Below are 18,102 nucleotides of genomic sequence, written 5' to 3' on the forward strand. Positions count from 1 at the left end.
TATGCGTAAAGTGGCGATAACGCCGCCTCCTTAGTAGCGATAATGCTCTGGCTTGAACGGACCGTCAGGCGACACACCGATATAAGCGGCTTGGTCTGCGTCCAGTTTCGACAGCTTCACGCCGATACGATCAAGGTGCAAACGCGCAACCTTTTCGTCCAGATGCTTGGGCAGGATGTAGACGTCATTCTTGTATTCGTCGCCTTTCATCCAAAGCTCCATCTGCGCCAACACCTGATTGGTGAACGATGCAGACATGACGAAGGACGGATGGCCAGTCGCGTTGCCAAGGTTCAACAAACGACCTTCAGAGAGCAGGATCAGACGATTGCCATTCGGCATCTCGATCATGTCCACTTGCTCTTTGATGTTGGTCCATTTGTGGTTCTTCAGCGCGGCGACCTGAATCTCGTTATCGAAGTGACCGATGTTGCCGACAATTGCCATGTCCTTCATCTCGCGCATGTGCTCGATGCGGATCACGTCCTTGTTGCCGGTGGTGGTGATGAAGATATCGGCCGAGGACACGACGTCCTCCAGCAGTACAACTTCAAAGCCGTCCATCGCCGCTTGCAGCGCGCAGATCGGGTCAACTTCGGTGACCTTCACACGGGCACCAGCACCGCGCAGCGATGCAGCAGAGCCTTTGCCCACGTCGCCGTAGCCCATGACCACAGCAACTTTGCCCGCCATCATGGTGTCAGTGGCGCGGCGGATGCCGTCAACCAGCGATTCTTTACAGCCATATTTATTGTCGAATTTCGACTTGGTGACAGAGTCGTTTACGTTGATTGCCGGGAATGGCAGTTGGCCCTTCTTCACCAGATCATACAGACGGTGAACGCCAGTCGTTGTCTCCTCGGAAACACCCTTGATCTGGTCGCGCATCTTGGTGAACCAGCCGGGGCTTGCTTCCATGCGTTTCTTGATTTGGGCCTGAATGGCGACTTCTTCCTCGGACGTTGCCACGCCAAATGCTTCACCGCCTTCAATCCGCGCACCGAGCAGGATGTAAAGCGTTGCGTCGCCGCCATCGTCAAGGATCAGGTTAGGACCTTCTGGGAACATAAAGGACTTATCGAGGTAATCCCAATGCTCTTCCAAGCTTTGACCTTTGATTGCGAAGACCGGTGTGCCACCCGCAGCGATTGCAGCAGCGGCGTGGTCTTGGGTCGAGAAGATGTTGCACGACGCCCAGCGCACATCCGCTCCAAGCGCCACTAGCGTTTCGATCAAAACAGCGGTCTGAATGGTCATGTGCAGCGAGCCGACAATGCGTGCGCCAGCCAGCGGCTTGCTTTCACCGTACTCTGTGCGCAGCGCCATCAGGCCCGGCATTTCGGTTTCAGCAATATCCAACTCTTTGCGGCCGAACGCGGCAAGGTTGATGTCTTTGACGATATAGTCGTTAGCCATTTGATACGGTCCTCATGGGAATTTGCGCTCCGCGTAACAGCTAAACGCCCCAATCTCAATGGGTCGCGCTCAGGATCAGCCTTGTCCGTAGGGCAGGGCCGCAATCAGTGCATCTGCGTCCATATCGGGGGTCCAGTTGTCACCTTGAGCCAAAGCACAGCTTGTCCCGTCAGGATTGTAATTTACGACGGTCCAAGTCCCTCCGATGCCGGAGGCCCAGACGATCGTGCCGTCTTCGGCCATCACAGCTGGTGTTTCGTCATACCAGTCTACCAGAGCAGCTTCCATCTCGTCGGTTGCCATGCAAACGACGTCTTCCTGAGCCTGAACAGACAGGGTGCTTAAAAGTAGGGCGGCAGTTGCAAAAAGCGGTTTCATCGTTTTCTCCTTCGGGGCTACAACCGTTAGAAGGTCACGAAGTTCCAAGTGATCACGAAAAGGTGGGCATCGGCATGGCAAAACAACTCAGAGCATGGCAACGCATGTTGTCCGGTCGCAGGCTTGATCTGCTGGACCCCACTCCCATGGATATCGAAATTGAAGACATCGCCCACGGGCTGGCCTTTGTTGCCCGATGGAACGGGCAAACCATGGGTGAGTTTGCCTATTCGGTCGCCGAACACTCGGTTCTGGTCGAGCGTCTCTATTCCGCTGCCAACCCAGTCGCACCGGTGAAATGGCAACTCGCCGCGCTACTGCATGACGCGCCGGAATATGTGATTGGCGATATGATTTCGCCGGTGAAAAACGCTGTTGGTCCGGGATATGCCGAACTCGACGACCGGCTGACTGCTGCGATCCACATCCGCTTTGGACTGCCAGCGGCCATTCCAGTTGCCGTGAAGAAACAGATCAAAAAAGCTGACAAGCTGTCTGCTTGGTTGGAGGCCACTCAGATCGCCGGCTTCTCGGTTGAGGAAAGCAACAAGTTTTTCGGCGCCCCCGGGGACCATGTACCGTTGCCGGAAAAACTGGTGCCACGCCCCCCGATGGAAGTGAAGGCCGAGTTTTTGCGCCGCTTTTCTGAACTGTCGGCCGCGCTATGAACATTCGCAAAGTGACTTTAGAAGACCTCGACGCGATCACCAAGATCATCAACGAAGTCGTCGCGATTGGCGGCACCACCGCATATCAGTCCTCGTTGCAACCGTCCCATTTTGACCGCTTCGTCACTCCTGAGGACAACCGAACGTTTATGCATGTCGCGGAGGTCGATGGTGTCGTCGTGGGCTTTCAATGGATGAGCCCCGACAAAAACGGCATGGGGGTGATCGCCACCTTCACAAAACCCGGAATAGCCCAACGCGGAATCGGCTCCGCGCTGTTCCAGCAAACTTTGCAATGCTGTTTGGACGCTGGGTATACCTTGCTAGACGCCACGATCCGCGGGGACAATTCCGGTGGGCTGGCCTACTACTCGAAGATGGGCTTCGAAGATCATTCGGTGACCCGTGCGGTACCGCTGGAAGATGGCACGCCTGTGGATCGCGTGCACAAACGCATGAAGCTGGGGTAACCCATGGGTTACGCTGCACCGTAGCAAGCGTTAACCGCTTTTCTTAGCTATCTGCAACTTGCCGCGATGCTGCGTTAACACAGCTTTACAGCAGGTTAGTAAAATCAGCCCGAGGCCTCTGCCGCTACGACCGATTTCAGCCATCTCACAAAGATCTTCAACGCCTCCGAACGCGCGACTGGGCGGGTCACAAGGTAGTATCCCAACGTCGAGAGAGGGGCCTCGTGGAGGCAAACGAGATTACCGCTTTTCAAATCCCGCTCCACCAAGGCGCGGCCTTGGATTGATAGCCCCGCGCCTGCCCGCGCAGCGGAAAGGACCAAAGCATTCGTCGGTAACTTGGTGATCGGAGTGCAAGACAAATCCAACCCAACCTCCTGCGCCCAGACCCGTTGCTCCAGCCGTTGCGTCTCGAACACCCAGGGCAGCGCGCACAGGTCTTTCATCGAAGACCCTTCCCCCTTCGCCGCCAACTCAGGCGCGCCAACGACAACGTAATTCGCGTTCACCAAAAGCTCGGTGTCGAGGCCAGCCCATTCCCCGTGGCCATACCGGATCGCGAGGTCGAGCCCATCGCGCCGCATGTCGACCACGGCGTAAGAAGGCTGCAAGACCAGCTCAATTTCAGGATGCTCGGTCCAGAACGCTCCGATGCGCGGCATTAGCCAGTTCTCTGCGAAAGTCGGGGTCATGCCGACAGTCAAAGGCCGGTTCTGCCGCAAAGCTCTGATATCTCGGACTCCCGATGCTATCGTGGAAAAGCCTTCGCCAAGCGACAAGGCCAACGCGCGCCCCGCATCCGTCAGCCCCATGCCGGCACCCTGACGGAAGACCAGTTCTGCCCCGAAATCCGCCTCCAGACCGCGCACATGCTGCGCGATGGCGGCGTGGGTCACGTTTAACTCCCGAGCGGCGGCTGAAAAGCTGTTATGCCGTGCAGTGGCCTCAAACGCCCGAAGCGCGGAGAGCGATGGAATGTCGTGCCAATCCATCAGAGCATTGAAAGTTGAGCTAACATGTTCAAAATTATACTGACGTGCAAATGAAAGGCAATAAGCGGATGATGACTCATCACTTCATAGAAGGACTGACACCATGTTTAGCTTGCTTTCATCGACCATCATTCGCGCAATCGAACGGCGGGCGGACTTTCCAGACCATCTGAAAGAGAACGCCGACCGTTATATCCGTAGCCCCCGCGCTCAACGCCGCGACGGCATATCCCCACACACTGAGAAGCATGGATTTAACCTTTGGTAAGCTCCGCTCTCAGCGTGCTGGACCGTGAGGCCGCCACATTTGCCCTGAAATGGGCGGCCTCACTGGTCCAGATCGCAGGATATGCGACGACCGCCTTCGGGATGACGCCGCTCAATGTCTACCTGTTCTTGGTGGGCCTGGTCGGCTGGTTCGCTGTCGGGGTCTTGTGGAAGGACCGTGCCATCATGCTGATCCACGCGGTTGCGCTTGCGGCAATGGTGACGGGACTGCTTAGCAGCTAAGCCCGGCAGCGGCTGTTGGCGTCGCCCATCCGCGGAACTCCCCTGCAGCGAAAAACAACCTGGTGCCATCTGGCCATTCCACTCGTTGCCCACCGCTCGTGCAGTTCTGCGTGGCGGTGGGTGCACGGCCTACAAGTTTGGTCATGGCGGGAATTGTCGAGTGATCTGTGCGCCCAAAGTCGATCCGCTGCGGGCGGTCTGACAACTGAACACCGCCCGCATCAAGACTGTAGGGGATTGGATCCGGAGTTGGCGCGGCCGGCGCGCAGGCGGCCAGCAGCAAAACCGCCGCCAGCGCGCGCCTCACTTCGGGGACCGCTTTGCGAGAATACGTTGCAATGTGCGGCGATGCATATTCAGCCGCCGTGCGGTTTCCGAGACATTCCGGTCGCACAGTTCATACACCCTTTGAATATGCTCCCAGCGCACGCGGTCTGCGGACATCGGGTTTTCAGGAGGCGGGGGAAGCTCGTCGCCCGTTGCCAGAAGTGCGTTGGTGACGTCATTGGCGTCGGCAGGCTTGGACAAATAGTCAGTCGCTCCGATCTTAACGGCAGCAACAGCGGTGGCGATGGCACCATAGCCTGTCAGCACAACGATTTTGGAGTCGGGCCGCCGCTCTCGCAACACCTCGACCACGTCCAACCCGTTTCCATCTTCCAGACGCAGGTCAATCACGGCATAGGCGGGGGGGCGAGCTGTGGCGATAGCCCGGCCGGCGGCAACTGTTTCAGCGGTCTCTGGCGCAAAACCACGCTTTTCCATGGCACGTGCCAATCGGCGCAGAAACGGCTCATCATCATCCACAATAAGCAGCGTGTTGTCCGCTCCGATCTCCCTCAGAGTGCTGTCACCCATGGCAAATCCCTCTCCCGCTGCCTACCGTCTGTTAGGTGTAGGTCGCAGGAGGGGGCGCGTCAAACACTACCGCGTTAATGCCGCAGTTATCACTTGGCCGCGTTTGCATAGCAGGCGACGGAGTCGGCGATCTGCTCCGGTGTTGTTTCACGGCGGAAGAACTCGACGAAACCCGTGTCCGGCATCACCAGATAGGTGAAGGTGGAGTGATCAACCAGATAGTATTCCGGATCGCCTGCCTGCTTTTTATAGTAGGTCTTGTAGGCCTGCGACGCGGCTTTCACCTGAGCCTGCGTGCCTGTCAGCCCAATCATCTTCGGGTGCATAACGTCGGTGAATTCGGCGACGACCTCGGGCGTGTCGCGTTCCGGGTCGATCGAAATGAACAGAGCATTTGCGTCGATGCCGCGTTCTTCCAGCAAATCCAGCGCTTCTGCATTGCGCGCAGAGTCCAGCGGGCAGACATCCGGACAGAACGTATAGCCGAAATACACAAGCGTCGGAGAGGTAATGACGTCCTTGTCGGTCACGGTTTCGCCGGATTCGCTTACTAGCTCGAACGCCCCGCCAATATCGCCACCCGCCACGACCGAGCTTGCGCACGGGTTCTGTTCCCCGCCGGACTGCCCGTTCAGCATCACATAAGCGGCCGTCCCACCCAGCATTGCGACCACAAGAGTCAACGCCGTCGTCGCGTAAATTTTGTTCATGGAGTCGCTCCGTGGGCAGTTCAAAGACACCCAGTTGATCCGTTATCCCCACCCTTGTATCAATCGGTCATTATGACGCTATCAGTCACATTTCCGCGATGTTAAACACCTCGCTTGGCCTCAGCCCGAACGAAGCCCTTGGCGGCGTTGTCAGGCTTCGCACCCTTATCATTCTGAGGTGGTTGGCGGTCTCTGGGCAGATCGGCGCAATTCTGGTTGCGCGCTACTATCTGGACCTGAAGATCGAAATGGGGCTGTGCCTTATGGCAATCGGGGCGTCGGTCATCACCAATCTTGTGGCCATTTTCGTGTACCCCGAGAACCATCGCCTGCCCGAACGCGAGGTGCTGATCACCCTGCTGTTCGACTTGAGCCAGCTTGCATTCTTGCTGTATCTAACCGGAGGTCTGAACAACCCCTTCGCGCTGCTGATCCTTGCCCCCGTTACCGTGTCGGCCATGACCATGCGAGCAAGGTCCACGTTTTTTCTGGGCGGGCTGGCTGTCGTGCTCGTCACGTTGCTGGCAAATTTCTACCTGCCACTGCGGAGCGACTTAGGATTTGTTCTGCGCATGCCGCAACTGTTTGTGGTGGGCTTTTGGGTCGCCATGGTGATCGGCATTGGGTTTCTAGGGATCTATGCGGCCCGCGTCACCGCTGAAACGACCTCAATGAGCAAGGCACTTCTCGCCACGCAAATGGCCCTGTCACGAGAGCAAAAACTGACCGATCTGGGCGGGGTGATCGCCGCTGCGGCTCATGAACTTGGCACCCCCTTGGCAACAATCAAACTGGTTAGCGCAGAGCTGCTGGATGAATTAGAGGATCCGCAAATGCGCGAGGATGCGGAACTGATCCGTGATCAGGCAGACCGCTGCCGCGATATTCTGCATTCGATGGGCCGTGCCGGAAAGGACGACCTGCATCTGCACACCGCACCGCTGAGTTCGGTCATCCGCGAAGCGGCAGAACCACACGCCAACCGAGGAAAGGCTTTACACTTTCAGTTCGGTGCAAAATCCGGCACGTCTGGGAAAACGCCAAGCATCTACCGCCGCCCCGAGGTCATTCACGGAATACGCAACCTGATACAAAATGCAGTCGACTTTGCGGCCTCACAAGTCTGGGTGGAGGCCAAGTGGTCCGATGGGCGCGTTGTTGTGCGGGTTTTTGATGATGGCCCCGGCTACCCGCCGCACCTGCTGGGGCGTATCGGTGACCCGTTTCTAAAGCGCGGCCGCAAGCGGGAAAAAGATGCCTCTCGGCCTGAATACGAGGGCATGGGGCTGGGGCTGTTCATTGCAAAGACGCTGCTGGAGCGCTCAGGCGCCACGGTGAGTTTTGCCAATGGCGCAGGCCGCGACAGGGACCCGACAGCGCCCCGACTTGGTGCCATTGCGGAGGTGATTTGGCCAATTGCCGTGATCACGGAGCCACGCGACGGCACCTCAAGACCCTTGGGCGAGAACAAACCCATCGAGATTTAATCAAGCTTTAAGGAATCTGCGCTCTGCTCGTTGACGAACCGATGTCAGCATCAAGGACGGCTCAGATGACAGATCTCCTGTTCGAATTGGCGGCAACGCTAGGGCTAGGCGCCCTTCTTGGGGCTGCAATGCACTTTTCTTGGGTGAGTTATCGCGCTGTCCCCCGCGGCACTGCCTCCAACCAGCTCGAATTTCGCTTCGAAAATCGAGAGCTTATCGGGGCCTGTCCTAGGGCGCGACGCTCTCTCAGCCTCGAAGATCTGGACGAGGACATTTACCATCAGCTTATTGACCGCCTGTCGCGTATCTTCCCCGATCTGCAAAGACGACTGGACGGTTCAACCTCACATCATGCCAGCTTCTCACTGAGCGAAGTTACGCAAAACGGCCCCGCCTTGCTTGAGGTTGAGACCCACGGAAGCTCGCTCAATCTTCGCCTGTCCGGTATTGACGCGCCACTATCGCATAAAGTGCTGGTAGACAGCGACCAAGCATCTGCTGTTGCCGCCGAGTTGGCGGTGCTGCGCGCAAGCGTCGACAATGCGCCTTACCTGTCGTGGCGCGAAACAGCGGACGGATCGGTGGATTGGGTCAACAAGGCCTATCGCACCACAATCGAGAATGCCGACATCCCACACAGCGACAGCACATGGCCACCGGCACAGCTATTTCATGGCGGCCCAATCACTGCTGCAGGCGACACACCACAGCCGAAGCGATCGGCCTTGGCGATGAAATCGGGTGCGAGAAAAGTATACGAGATCGTACGGTTTGGCAGTGGGAATGGGACATTGAACTTCGCCATAGATGTTGGCGCGACGGTCAAAGCCGAGGAGTCGTTGCGCCAGTTTGTACAAACGCTAACGCAAACTTTCGCCGCTTTGCCCATCGGTCTTGCGATCTTTGACCGGTCCCGCTCCTTGGTGATGTTCAACCCCGCCCTGATGGAACTGACCAATCTAGACCCGAGCTGGCTCAGCTCGCGGCCGACCCTTTACGATATGGTCAACCAATTGCGCGAAACCCGCATGTTGCCAGAGCGCCGCGATTTCGCGGACTGGCGCAAGAAAATCACCGAACTTGAGAAATCCGCAGCTGACGGCACCTATTGCGAAACATGGAACTTGCCCAGCGGCCAAACTTACCGCGTCACTGGTAGACCTCATCCGGAGGGCGCGGTGGCGTTCTTGCTCGAAGATATCACCGCAGAGATCACCCTGACCCGAAAGTTCCGCCGTGAACTATCGATGAACCAGACCTTGCTCGACCATTTGCCCGAAGCCTTGGCGGTGTTTGGCGAAGATGGCGTTATCACCATGACCAATGCCGCCTATGACGAGCTTTGGGGCACAGATCCTGAGGATCCGATCAGCCAGCTGACCATCACGGATGCGACACGTCTTTGGCAGACGAAAAGCGCGCCGAACCCGATATGGGGCGACGCGCGGGATTTTGTAAGCCAACGGGGGGATCGCAGCGAATGGAGCGATACTGCAACCTTGATGAATGGCCGTGTGGTGACCTGCAGATTCCAACCGCTTGCAGGAGGGGCGACTCTTGTGGGGTTCATGCCAGCTCACCAAGGTACTATGCCACCAGCGCATTCGGCTCAGCTCGCCGCGGTTTCTTCCTGATCAACGCTTGAAGGCAGGTCTCTTTGGCGTAAGACTACGCCATATGACACCATCCGCGACAGCTTCAGATACAACCGGCGACGGCCTTCAGATCTGGTCCACAGAATTGGCCGATCCGGACGCCACGACCCACTTGGCGCGGGCCTTTTCGACGCTTGCTAGATCGGGAATGTGTATCCTTCTGGAAGGCCCCGTGGGAGCAGGAAAAAGCTTCTTCGCGCGTGCCCTGATCCAGACTTTGATGGCGAAAAACGGCGGGCTGGAGGATGTACCTTCCCCCACATTTACGCTGGTGCAATCCTACGAGCTTGGACAGCTGGATGTCTGGCACGCGGATCTTTACAGGCTGACCAGTTCTGACGAACTGATTGAGCTAGGGTTGGACGACGCCTTTGAAACAGCCCTGTGCCTGATCGAGTGGCCAGAGAGGCTTGGCGACCTGCGCCCCGAACACGCCATCGAGCTGACGCTTACCCCGGATCTACACGACCTCACGCTTCGCCACGCACAGATCACGGCGCCGGTCGAGACAATAAACAGCCTGAAAAAGGCGATGGAGAGCAGCTGAATGACCCAACCACGGAGTGAATTGGCCGACATCTTTCTGGCCTCGACCGACTGGAACGGAGCGACTCGCGTCCCTTTGGCTGGCGACGCCTCCAACCGAAAGTACGACCGTGTCCATCTGACCGAAAAGCCGCCGGCAGTGCTGATGGACGCCCCACCGGAAAAGGGCGAGGACGTGCGCCCGTTTGTTTTGATTGCCCGTCACTTGACTGGTCTCGGATTGAGTGCACCGACCATATATGCCGAGGACACATCCAACGGCTTTCTGCTGATCGAAGACTTGGGAGACGATCTGTTCGCCCGCGTTTTAGAGATGAAACCAGACCTTGAAGCGGAGCTTTATCGCGCCGCCATTGACGCCTTGATCGTGGCACAACAGGCCACGCCACCCGCAGCGCTTTCGGCCTATGACGCTGACGCCATGGCGACAACTGCGATGCTACTTGCGGACTGGTATCTACCAAACGGGACAGGCAGCGAAACACCTGCCAGCCTACGGAAACGCTACGCCGAACTGGTACACGGAATGCTGTCGCGCATTGCAGACGGACCGGGCGTTTTGGTGCAACGGGACTACCACGCAGAAAACTTGCTTTGGCTACCGGGTCGTGCGGGCGCGGGGCGGGTTGGGCTGTTGGATTTTCAAGACGCGATGCTGGGCCATCCCGCCTATGATCTGGCGTCGTTGCTGAAAGATGCGCGGCGTGATGTTGCTGCGGATGTTCAGCGGGATATGCTCGCTTATTACATCGACAGAACCGGCGCAGAAACAGCAGATTTTTCTGCAGCCTATGCGACGTGCTCTGCCCAGAGAAACCTGCGGATACTAGGGGTTTTTGCGCGTCTCTGTGTGCGGGACGGCAAGCCGAGCTACCCCGACCTGATGCCGCGTGTCTGGGGGAATTTGATGGATGATCTAAAGCATCCTGCACTTTCTGACCTGCGAGCATTCATCATGGCCAACGTCCCCGCACCTGACGCTACGATTATCAAACGCATCAAGGCAGCAGCCAATGGGTGACCCAACAGCCGCAATGATTTTTGCCGCCGGCTTTGGCACGCGCATGGGAGCATTGACGAAGGACAGGCCGAAACCACTGATTGAAGTTGCGGGCAGACCACTTCTGGACCATGCGCTTAAGTTGACCCGCGATGCTAATCTACGGTGTGTGGTCAATGCGCACTACAAGGCGGAAATGGTGGAAACGCATCTGACAGGCTGGCCTGACGTCTCGCTCCAGATAGAACGCCCAGAGATTTTGGACACAGGCGGCGGGCTGAAAGCGGCCTTGGCAGAGCTCGGCACAGACCCTGTTTTCACGCTGAACTCAGACGCGGTGTGGGCAGGGCCAAACCCGCTGGACTGTCTTCGCGATGCTTGGCGTCCTTACGAGATGGGTGCGCTGTTATTGTTGGTGCCGATAGACCGGATGATTGGCTACACCCGCACCGGAAATTTCGCCGCCGATGCACAGGGCCGACTAACTCGCGACACCAGCGGGATGGTCTATTCGGGCGCTCAACTTCTGCATACGGACGGGCTTGCGGCCATTGACGAGGCCAGCTTCTCGCTCAATCTGTTGTGGGACCAGTTGTTGCCAGAAGGGCAACTGTTCGGGGTCGAGTATCCCGGTTTTCTGGCAGATGTAGGAACACCTGACGGCATAGTGCTGGCCGAACGAATGCTGGAGCAGTATCCGAATGTTTGACCCTAACAACGGCAAACCACGCGTTTTCGCCCTATCTCCAGGCGTGGATTTCCCCGCTGCCCTTGTCGCGGGTCTGCAGGAGCTTATGGCTGGCCATGCCCCACACGACATGGCGCGGGTCGAGCTTTTTGTGAACACTGCGCGCATGAGACGTCGTATTCAGGAGTTGTTTTCCCGCGGCGGCGCCAGTTTTTTACCCAAATTGCGGCTTGTCACTGATTTAGGCGAGAACGAGGTGTTTGCCGATCTGCCCGACACCGCCAACCCACTTGCTCGCCGCCTTGAGATTGCACAACTGGTGCGCAAGTTAATCGAGAGAGAGCCGGATATCGCGGCACGGGCGCATACATTTGATCTGGCCGACAGCCTTGCTTCGTTGATGGAGGAAATGCAAAGCGAGGGCGTTCATCCCGATGCTTTGGCGCAATTGGACGTTGCGGATCATTCCGCCCACTGGGCGCGCAGCCAGAAATTTCTGGAGCTTGTCACGCACTTCTTTGCCACAGACGCCCCCCTGAACGCCGAGGCGCGGCAACGGATCGTTGTTTCCCGCCTGATCAAGCGTTGGGAGGTGTCCCCCCCCGAACATCCTGTGATCATCGCAGGTTCGACCGGATCGCGTGGCACGACACGGCTGCTGATGGAAGCAGTCGCGAGGCTGCCACAAGGCGCACTAATTCTACCCGGATTCGACACTATTATGCCCGAAAAGGTCTGGGATCAGCTCGATGACGAAATGACAAGCGAGGACCATCCGCAGTATCGTTTCCACGCACTGCTGCGCGCGTTGGATATCCCTGCGGACAAAGTTCCGCTTTGGATAACAACCGCCCCCGCACAAGCTGATCGCAACGCGCTTGTGTCCCTGGCGTTGCGCCCTGCCCCAGTTACGGACGACTGGCTTCTGGAAGGCCCTGATCTAGAGAATTTGGCGGCCGCAACCGAAGCCGTCACCTTGATCGAAGCCCCCACTGCTCGGGCCGAGGCGCTTGCCATCTCACTGCGACTACGTAAAGCCGCTGAAGACGGACAAAGCGCAGCGCTCATCTCGCCAGACAGAACACTGACGCGGCAGGTCACGGCTGCTTTACAACGCTGGGGAATAGAACCGGACGACAGCGCGGGCATTCCGTTGCCACAAACCCCGAGCGGCCGGATCTTGCGACAAACGGCAGACCTGATGGGGCGAAAGCTGCCATCGGATAAATTGCTGGCGCTGCTGAAGCACCCGCTCGTAGCGCGTGAAGATCGGGGGGATCACCTCAAGCGTACCCGCGATTTGGAACTGAAGCTTTTGCGCGGCGGGCCCCCTTTTCCGACGCGTCGAGAGGTTGAGGTTTGGGCGGCAAAGCGCGAATCTGACACCGAGACGCATGTATGGGTCTCTTGGCTTTGGGACATTCTGGACGCCTTGGCATCTTGCGCCTCTGCGCCTTTGCCTGACCTTCTGGAGCAGCACATCGCTTTAACCGAAAAGCTATGCGCAGGGCCGGGAAAAAGCGATGCGGGCACATTGTGGAACAAGCCGTCAGGCGAAGAGGCCGCGAAGGCCGTCAGCAATCTGCGCGAGGCCGCAGCGGCTGGTGGGGAAATGGCGTGCGCCGATTATAGCGATTTGATGCATTTCGTCCTGAACCAGCACGAGGTTCGCGATCCGAACGCACCCCATGCCGGTATTATGATCTGGGGTACTCTGGAAGCACGCGTTCAAGGCGCGGATCTGGTGATCCTCGCAGGTCTCAATGATGGAATTTGGCCAGAACTGCCTGGGCCCGACCCGTGGCTCAATCGACAAATGCGACGCGACGCTGGGCTGCTTTTGCCAGATCGGCGTATCGGGCTCTCTGCACATGATTTCCAGCAGGCGATTGCAGCACCCGAAGTTTGGCTGACCCGATCCAAACGCGACGCCGAGGCTGAAACCGTTCAATCGCGCTGGATCAACCGTTTGACCAATCTGCTGAACGGATTGGACGGCAGCGGTGCCCCAGCTTTGAAAGCAATGCGCGAACGCGGCGATGATTGGGTCAAGCTTGCCATGACGCTTGATCTGCCGCGAGACCAGGTGATGCCCGCCCAGCGGCCCTCACCGGTGCCACCTGTGCACGCGCGCCCGAAATCGCTGCCGGTGACGCAGATTGAAACCCTGATCCGCGACCCCTACGCCGTTTACGCCCGCTACGTCCTGCGCCTGCGCCCGCTGGATCCACTACACGCCACGGCAGATGCGCCGTTGCGGGGTTTGGCGCTGCACGACGTGCTTGAGCGGTTCATCAAAGACACCGCGACGCACCTGCCGGACGACGCTGTGCAACTCCTGACGGATTTGGCCGACGAGGTTTTTGCCACGACAGTGCCATGGCCCGCGACCCGCGCCATGTGGAAGGCCAAGCTGGCACGCGTGGCTCCGTGGTTTGTCGACACGGAGCATACGCGCCGCCAATACGCCCGCCCCTTGCGGCAGGAAGAGAAAGGCGCTGTCGCGCTGGACGGGATCGACTTCACGCTGGAGGGCCGTGCCGACCGGATCGACGAGGCAACCGATGGCGCATTGTTCCTGTATGATTACAAGACCGGATCGCTTCCGACAAAACCCCAACGAGAGCATTTCAATAAACAGTTGCCGCTGCTGGCAGCGATAGCCGATCGCGGCGGATTCAAAGGTTTGACAGGGCGCAAAGTGATCGGCGCAGATTATCTGGGATTGGGGTCCGACCCCAATCAAGAGGGCGACCGGTTCGAGTTTGGCGATCTGGACAAGGTCTGGGACGAACTTGTGGCGTTGATTAGCGCTTATTTAGACCCTGATAAGGGGTTTTCTTCCCGTCGTGCTGTTTTCGAGGCCCGGTGGGAACAGAACTACGATCACCTTGCCCGTTTCGGTGAATGGGATGAGACAGACGATGCGGTGCGCATGGAGGTGGGTCAATGAAGCGTGACGCCGCCACTTTGGCGCAGGTCTCTGCGTCGAACCCGAAAATGTCCACGTGGCTGGCTGCAAACGCAGGGTCTGGCAAGACGCGGGTGCTGACCGATCGCGTCGCACGGCTGTTGTTGGATGGCGTCCCGCCGGAGAAAATTCTGTGTCTAACATATACGAAAGCGGCCGCCTCCGAGATGCAGAACCGCCTGTTCCAGCGACTTGGGGACTGGGCAATGATGCCCGATGCCAAACTTCGTGATAGCCTGACAGCCTTGGGCGCATCAAACATTGCGCCCGCAGTTTTGTCCGACGCGCGGCGTTTGTTTGCCAAAGCAATTGAGACCCCAGGCGGATTGAAGATCCAAACAATCCACTCTTTCTGCGCCTCGTTGCTGCGACGCTTCCCGCTGGAAGCTGGCGTTTCGCCCGCATTCACCGAAATGGACGATCGCGCAGCGAAGACATTGCGGGAAGACGTGATGGACGAGATCGCCATCGAAGCCCCAGACGCGATGGCCGCGCTGGCGAGCCATTTCACAGGGGCGGAACTGGACGGCTTCTTGCAGGAAGTTCTGGGCCGGAAGGAGATATTCGCTCAGGACGCCACTGAGGACGAATTGCGTGAGGCAGGCGGTCTACCCACGGGTGTGGACGAGGCGATGATACTTGAGACAGTCTTCCACGGGGCCGAAGCAGAACTCTTGCGCGATGTCGCTACTGTGCTTCAGGGCTGCATAGGCAAATCAGATGTTCAACTAGGTGAGAGTTTGGCATTGCTGGACTGCTCCACCCCCAACTTGTTCTTGATAGCGCAGCTCGAAAAATTGTTCCTTACTGCGAAAGGGAAATCTGCCGGCCATCCGCGAACGTACCCCCCCACCAAAGACGCGAAGCAAGCACTCGGCGCCTTGTTAGACCCTTTTGATGCCTTGAGATTGCGCATCTCCGAGGCCCGCCCGATGCGGCAAGCATTGGACGCGCATCGCCGCAACCTGGCGCTTCATCAGTTCGCGCGGGCCTATTTGCCACGGCTAGAGGCGCATAAGCAGGCACGCGCCTGGCTAGACTTTGACGACCTGATCCTGAAGGCCCGCGCCCTGCTTACCGACCCGAATGTTGCTGCTTGGGTGCTGTTCAGGCTTGATGGTGGAATTGACCACATATTAGTGGACGAAGCTCAAGACACGGCCCCGCGCCAATGGGATGTTGTTCGGTTGCTGGCGCATGAGTTTACAGCCGGCCGAGGTGCGCGGGCGGATACGGACCGTACGATCTTCGTGGTCGGGGATCAGAAGCAATCGATCTACTCCTTCCAAGGGGCCGACCCGGATGCGTTCGAAGCGATGCGGGCCCATTTTGACGAGTCTTTATCGGCAATCGGCCAACCGTTGCAGAGACAGGATTTGCTACATTCCTTCAGGTCGTCCAAGGCGGTTCTGGATCTGGTAGATGCCAGCTTCACCGGCGATCTGAAGCGCGGGATGGGAGATCGCGTTGAGCATGTCGCGTTCAAGGAAGACCTGCCCGGGCGAGTGGACCTGTGGGACTGGGTCGACGAGACCGAGAAAGCCGAAAAGAAAGATTGGTTCGACCCCGTTGATACCGTGGGGGATGACCATCACTCGGTCATACTTGCCCGCCAGATTGCCGCCACCATCAAAGATCGACTGCTTCACGGCCAGATCACCGAGATCAAGCGAGAGGATGGACGGGACGTCGAAAAGACACGCCGGATTGAAGCTGGCGACTTCCTGATCCTAGTGCAGCGTAGATCGACCCTATTCCACGAGATCATTCGTGCGTGTAAGGATGCGGGCCTGCCGATGGCCGGAGCCGATCGGCTGCGAATTGGCGCAGAGCTTGGCGTGAAAGACTTGACCGCTTTGATGCGCTATCTCGCGACGCCAGAGGATGATCTTTCGCTTGCCGCGGTCCTGCGCTCCCCGCTTTGCGGCCTTTCTGAAGCGGAGCTGTTCGACTTGGCCCATGGCCGCGCCAACTACCTAAGAGCCGCACTTGAAGATCAAAAAGCACGTTTCGGTTCCGTCTATGACATGCTCAAAGACCTGCGCGACAACGCCGACTATCTTCGGCCCTATGATTTGCTGGAGCGGGCCCTGACCCGCCACAATGGACGTGAGAAGCTCTTGGCGCGGCTTGGCATGGAAGCGGACGAAGGCATTGCTGCACTGCTTGATCAGGCAATGGCGTATGAGCGCGCGGATATTCCATCGCTGACGGGATTTCTGGAATGGCTGGCCCGCGACGAAGTCACGATCAAACGCCAAATGGACAGCGCCGGAGACGCGATCCGGGTGATGACGGTACACGGGGCCAAGGGGTTGGAAGCACCGATTGTTATTCTGCCGGATACAGGGCAGGTACGGAACTCGGTGCGTGATGACGTTCTGGACCGAAATGGCGTGGCGCTATGGAAGGCCAAATCCGAAGACCTGCCACCAGTTCAGATCGACTTGACACACGACATCAAAACCCGCCAGCTCGAAGAACGGATGCGGCTCCTCTACGTTGCTATGACCCGCGCTGAAAGTTGGCTGATCGTGTGCGGTGCGGGCAAGCCGGCCAAGCTTGAGGACGGCGGCTGGTATGCTGTCGCGGAGGCCGGTATGGCGGCCATGGGAGCGACTGGCGGCCGGCTAGAACATCTGCAATGGCCAGATGATTTACCCCGACGCGACGCCAAAGCACCACAAGTCCGGGACGCTTTGCCGGAATGGGCGGAAACCGAAGCCGCCGCGCCAGTTGCCGCGACTGAACCATTATCGCCCTCGAAATTCGATGGCCCTAAAGCGCTCGCGGATCCCAGTGGCATGGCCTTGTCGGAAGACGACGCCAAAACCCGCGGCACTGCATTGCATAGATTGCTGGAGCATTTGCCCGGCGCGGCCGACCCAGTCGGGTTGGCGAACCGGCTTGGGCGCTATGGCCCGAATAACGAAGATCTACTGCCATTGGCGCAGGCCGTCCTAAGCGAGCCTTCGCTGGCCCACGTTTTCGCAAAGGGCACGCTGGCAGAAATCACATTGACGGCGAAATTGCCCTCGATTGGCGGGCGGGCGGTGTTGGGGACGGTTGATCGCCTGATCATCGACCGAGACCGAATCCTCGCGGTCGATTTCAAGTCCAACACTGTCGTCCCAAGCGCGCCAGAGAAAACACCGTCGGGCCTTCTCGCTCAGATGGGGGCCTATCTGGAAATGCTTGAGCAGCTATATCCGGAGAAAACCGTAGACGTAGCAGTCCTTTGGACCCAAACGGCGCAACTTTCTGTCCTACCGCACGACATCGTGAGGCGCGCACTGGTCGCAGCCCATACATCTTGACGCCATCGGCTGGGGTACCTACGTTCCAACCAACATAAATCAGACCCATTTGGAGGGCTAAACATGGCCACCGTCGCAGCAACTGATGCAACATTTGACGCCGAAGTACGCAACTCTGACATCCCCGTCATGGTTGATTTTTGGGCAGAATGGTGCGGTCCTTGCAAACAGATCGGCCCAGCTTTGGAAGAGCTGTCCGCTGAATACGAAGGCAAAGTTAAAATCGTTAAGGTGAACATTGACGAGAACCCGAATGCCGCCGCAGCCGTTGGCGTGCGCTCCATTCCTGCTCTGTTCATGTTCAAGGACGGCGAAGTCGTATCCAACCGCGTTGGCGCTGCTCCGAAATCCGCATTCGAAGGCTGGATCAAAGAGACCGTCTAATTCGGAAGCGGCATTGAATTCAGAAAGGGCGCGGTCGACCGGCTGCGCCCTT

18 protein-coding genes are annotated in these 18,102 nt (G+C 58.2%); 12 read left to right on the plus strand and 6 right to left on the minus strand.

Annotation, left to right across the window (positions count from 1 at the left end; genetic code table 11):
- Nucleotides 1–30: 30 nt before the first annotated feature.
- Complete coding sequence (gene ahcY / locus BM352_RS02120) at nucleotides 31–1,416, minus strand: adenosylhomocysteinase (RefSeq protein WP_090211904.1); 1,386 nt, start codon at nucleotides 1,414–1,416, stop codon at nucleotides 31–33.
- Between the two features lie 75 nt (nucleotides 1,417–1,491).
- Nucleotides 1,492–1,794, minus strand: coding sequence for a hypothetical protein (locus BM352_RS02125; protein WP_090211906.1), 303 nt, complete (start codon nucleotides 1,792–1,794; stop codon nucleotides 1,492–1,494).
- Nucleotides 1,795–1,868: 74 nt separating this feature from the next.
- On the opposite strand from BM352_RS02125, the gene BM352_RS02130 reads away from it, so the two are divergent.
- On the plus strand, nucleotides 1,869–2,462 hold the full coding sequence (locus BM352_RS02130) for an HD domain-containing protein (protein WP_090211910.1): 594 nt from the start codon (nucleotides 1,869–1,871) through the stop codon (nucleotides 2,460–2,462).
- Nucleotides 2,459–2,932, plus strand: a complete 474-nt coding sequence (locus BM352_RS02135; RefSeq protein ID WP_090211913.1) for a GNAT family N-acetyltransferase — start codon at nucleotides 2,459–2,461, stop codon at nucleotides 2,930–2,932. The genes BM352_RS02130 and BM352_RS02135 overlap by 4 nt, the downstream gene beginning before the upstream one ends.
- 104 nt (nucleotides 2,933–3,036) lie before the next feature.
- On the opposite strand, the gene BM352_RS02140 is transcribed toward BM352_RS02135, so the two are convergent.
- Nucleotides 3,037–3,924 (minus strand): LysR family transcriptional regulator, encoded by an 888-nt coding sequence (locus tag BM352_RS02140; RefSeq protein WP_090211914.1) that lies wholly within the window; start codon nucleotides 3,922–3,924, stop codon nucleotides 3,037–3,039.
- Nucleotides 3,925–4,027: 103 nt separating this feature from the next.
- Between BM352_RS02140 and BM352_RS18890 the strand changes: the two genes are divergently transcribed.
- Nucleotides 4,028–4,192 (plus strand): hypothetical protein, encoded by a 165-nt coding sequence (locus tag BM352_RS18890; RefSeq protein ID WP_175500605.1) that lies wholly within the window; start codon nucleotides 4,028–4,030, stop codon nucleotides 4,190–4,192.
- Nucleotides 4,186–4,434, plus strand: a complete 249-nt coding sequence (locus BM352_RS02145) for a DUF6552 family protein (protein WP_090211916.1) — start codon at nucleotides 4,186–4,188, stop codon at nucleotides 4,432–4,434. The genes BM352_RS18890 and BM352_RS02145 overlap by 7 nt, the downstream gene beginning before the upstream one ends.
- Here BM352_RS02145 and BM352_RS02150 read toward each other — a convergent pair.
- From BM352_RS02150 to BM352_RS02160, 3 genes are all read right to left on the minus strand, one after another.
- Nucleotides 4,424–4,741: a hypothetical protein gene (locus BM352_RS02150; RefSeq protein WP_090211919.1), complete on the minus strand. Its 318-nt coding sequence runs from the start codon at nucleotides 4,739–4,741 to the stop codon at nucleotides 4,424–4,426. The two genes, BM352_RS02145 and BM352_RS02150, sit on opposite strands and share 11 nt — an antisense overlap.
- A complete protein-coding gene (locus BM352_RS02155; protein WP_090211922.1) occupies nucleotides 4,738–5,292 on the minus strand; it encodes an ActR/PrrA/RegA family redox response regulator transcription factor in 555 nt (184 codons plus the stop codon). Before BM352_RS02155 ends, BM352_RS02150 begins: the two co-directional genes overlap by 4 nt.
- A gap of 89 nt (nucleotides 5,293–5,381) precedes the next feature.
- Nucleotides 5,382–6,002 carry an SCO family protein gene (locus tag BM352_RS02160; RefSeq protein ID WP_090211925.1) on the minus strand — a complete coding sequence of 207 codons (621 nt, stop codon included), beginning with the start codon at nucleotides 6,000–6,002 and terminating at the stop codon, nucleotides 5,382–5,384.
- Nucleotides 6,003–6,100: 98 nt separating this feature from the next.
- On the opposite strand from BM352_RS02160, the gene regB reads away from it, so the two are divergent.
- The 8 genes from regB to trxA all read left to right on the plus strand — a co-directional run bounded on the left by regB (nucleotide 6,101) and on the right by trxA (nucleotide 18,050).
- Entirely contained in the window at nucleotides 6,101–7,489 is a 1,389-nt protein-coding gene (gene regB / locus BM352_RS02165) for a sensor histidine kinase RegB (RefSeq protein WP_090211928.1), read from the plus strand.
- Between the two features lie 65 nt (nucleotides 7,490–7,554).
- Entirely contained in the window at nucleotides 7,555–9,123 is a 1,569-nt protein-coding gene (locus tag BM352_RS02170) for a PAS-domain containing protein (RefSeq protein ID WP_175500606.1), read from the plus strand.
- Between the two features lie 43 nt (nucleotides 9,124–9,166).
- A complete protein-coding gene (tsaE, locus tag BM352_RS02175) occupies nucleotides 9,167–9,691 on the plus strand; it encodes a tRNA (adenosine(37)-N6)-threonylcarbamoyltransferase complex ATPase subunit type 1 TsaE (protein ID WP_090211934.1) in 525 nt (174 codons plus the stop codon).
- On the plus strand, nucleotides 9,692–10,711 hold the full coding sequence (locus BM352_RS02180) for an aminoglycoside phosphotransferase family protein (RefSeq protein ID WP_090211936.1): 1,020 nt from the start codon (nucleotides 9,692–9,694) through the stop codon (nucleotides 10,709–10,711).
- Nucleotides 10,704–11,399: a nucleotidyltransferase family protein gene (locus BM352_RS02185; protein ID WP_245780890.1), complete on the plus strand. Its 696-nt coding sequence runs from the start codon at nucleotides 10,704–10,706 to the stop codon at nucleotides 11,397–11,399. The genes BM352_RS02180 and BM352_RS02185 overlap by 8 nt, the downstream gene beginning before the upstream one ends.
- Nucleotides 11,392–14,331 (plus strand): double-strand break repair protein AddB, encoded by a 2,940-nt coding sequence (addB, locus tag BM352_RS02190; RefSeq protein WP_090211938.1) that lies wholly within the window; start codon nucleotides 11,392–11,394, stop codon nucleotides 14,329–14,331. Before BM352_RS02185 ends, addB begins: the two co-directional genes overlap by 8 nt.
- Entirely contained in the window at nucleotides 14,328–17,666 is a 3,339-nt protein-coding gene (gene addA / locus BM352_RS02195; protein ID WP_090211941.1) for a double-strand break repair helicase AddA, read from the plus strand. The genes addB and addA overlap by 4 nt, the downstream gene beginning before the upstream one ends.
- A 63-nt stretch (nucleotides 17,667–17,729) precedes the next feature.
- Nucleotides 17,730–18,050 (plus strand): thioredoxin, encoded by a 321-nt coding sequence (gene trxA / locus BM352_RS02200; RefSeq protein ID WP_021102478.1) that lies wholly within the window; start codon nucleotides 17,730–17,732, stop codon nucleotides 18,048–18,050.
- Nucleotides 18,051–18,102 lie beyond the last annotated feature (52 nt).

Source organism: Litoreibacter janthinus, assembly GCF_900111945.1.
In the GTDB taxonomy this organism is placed as follows: Bacteria; Pseudomonadota; Alphaproteobacteria; order Rhodobacterales; family Rhodobacteraceae; genus Litoreibacter; species Litoreibacter janthinus.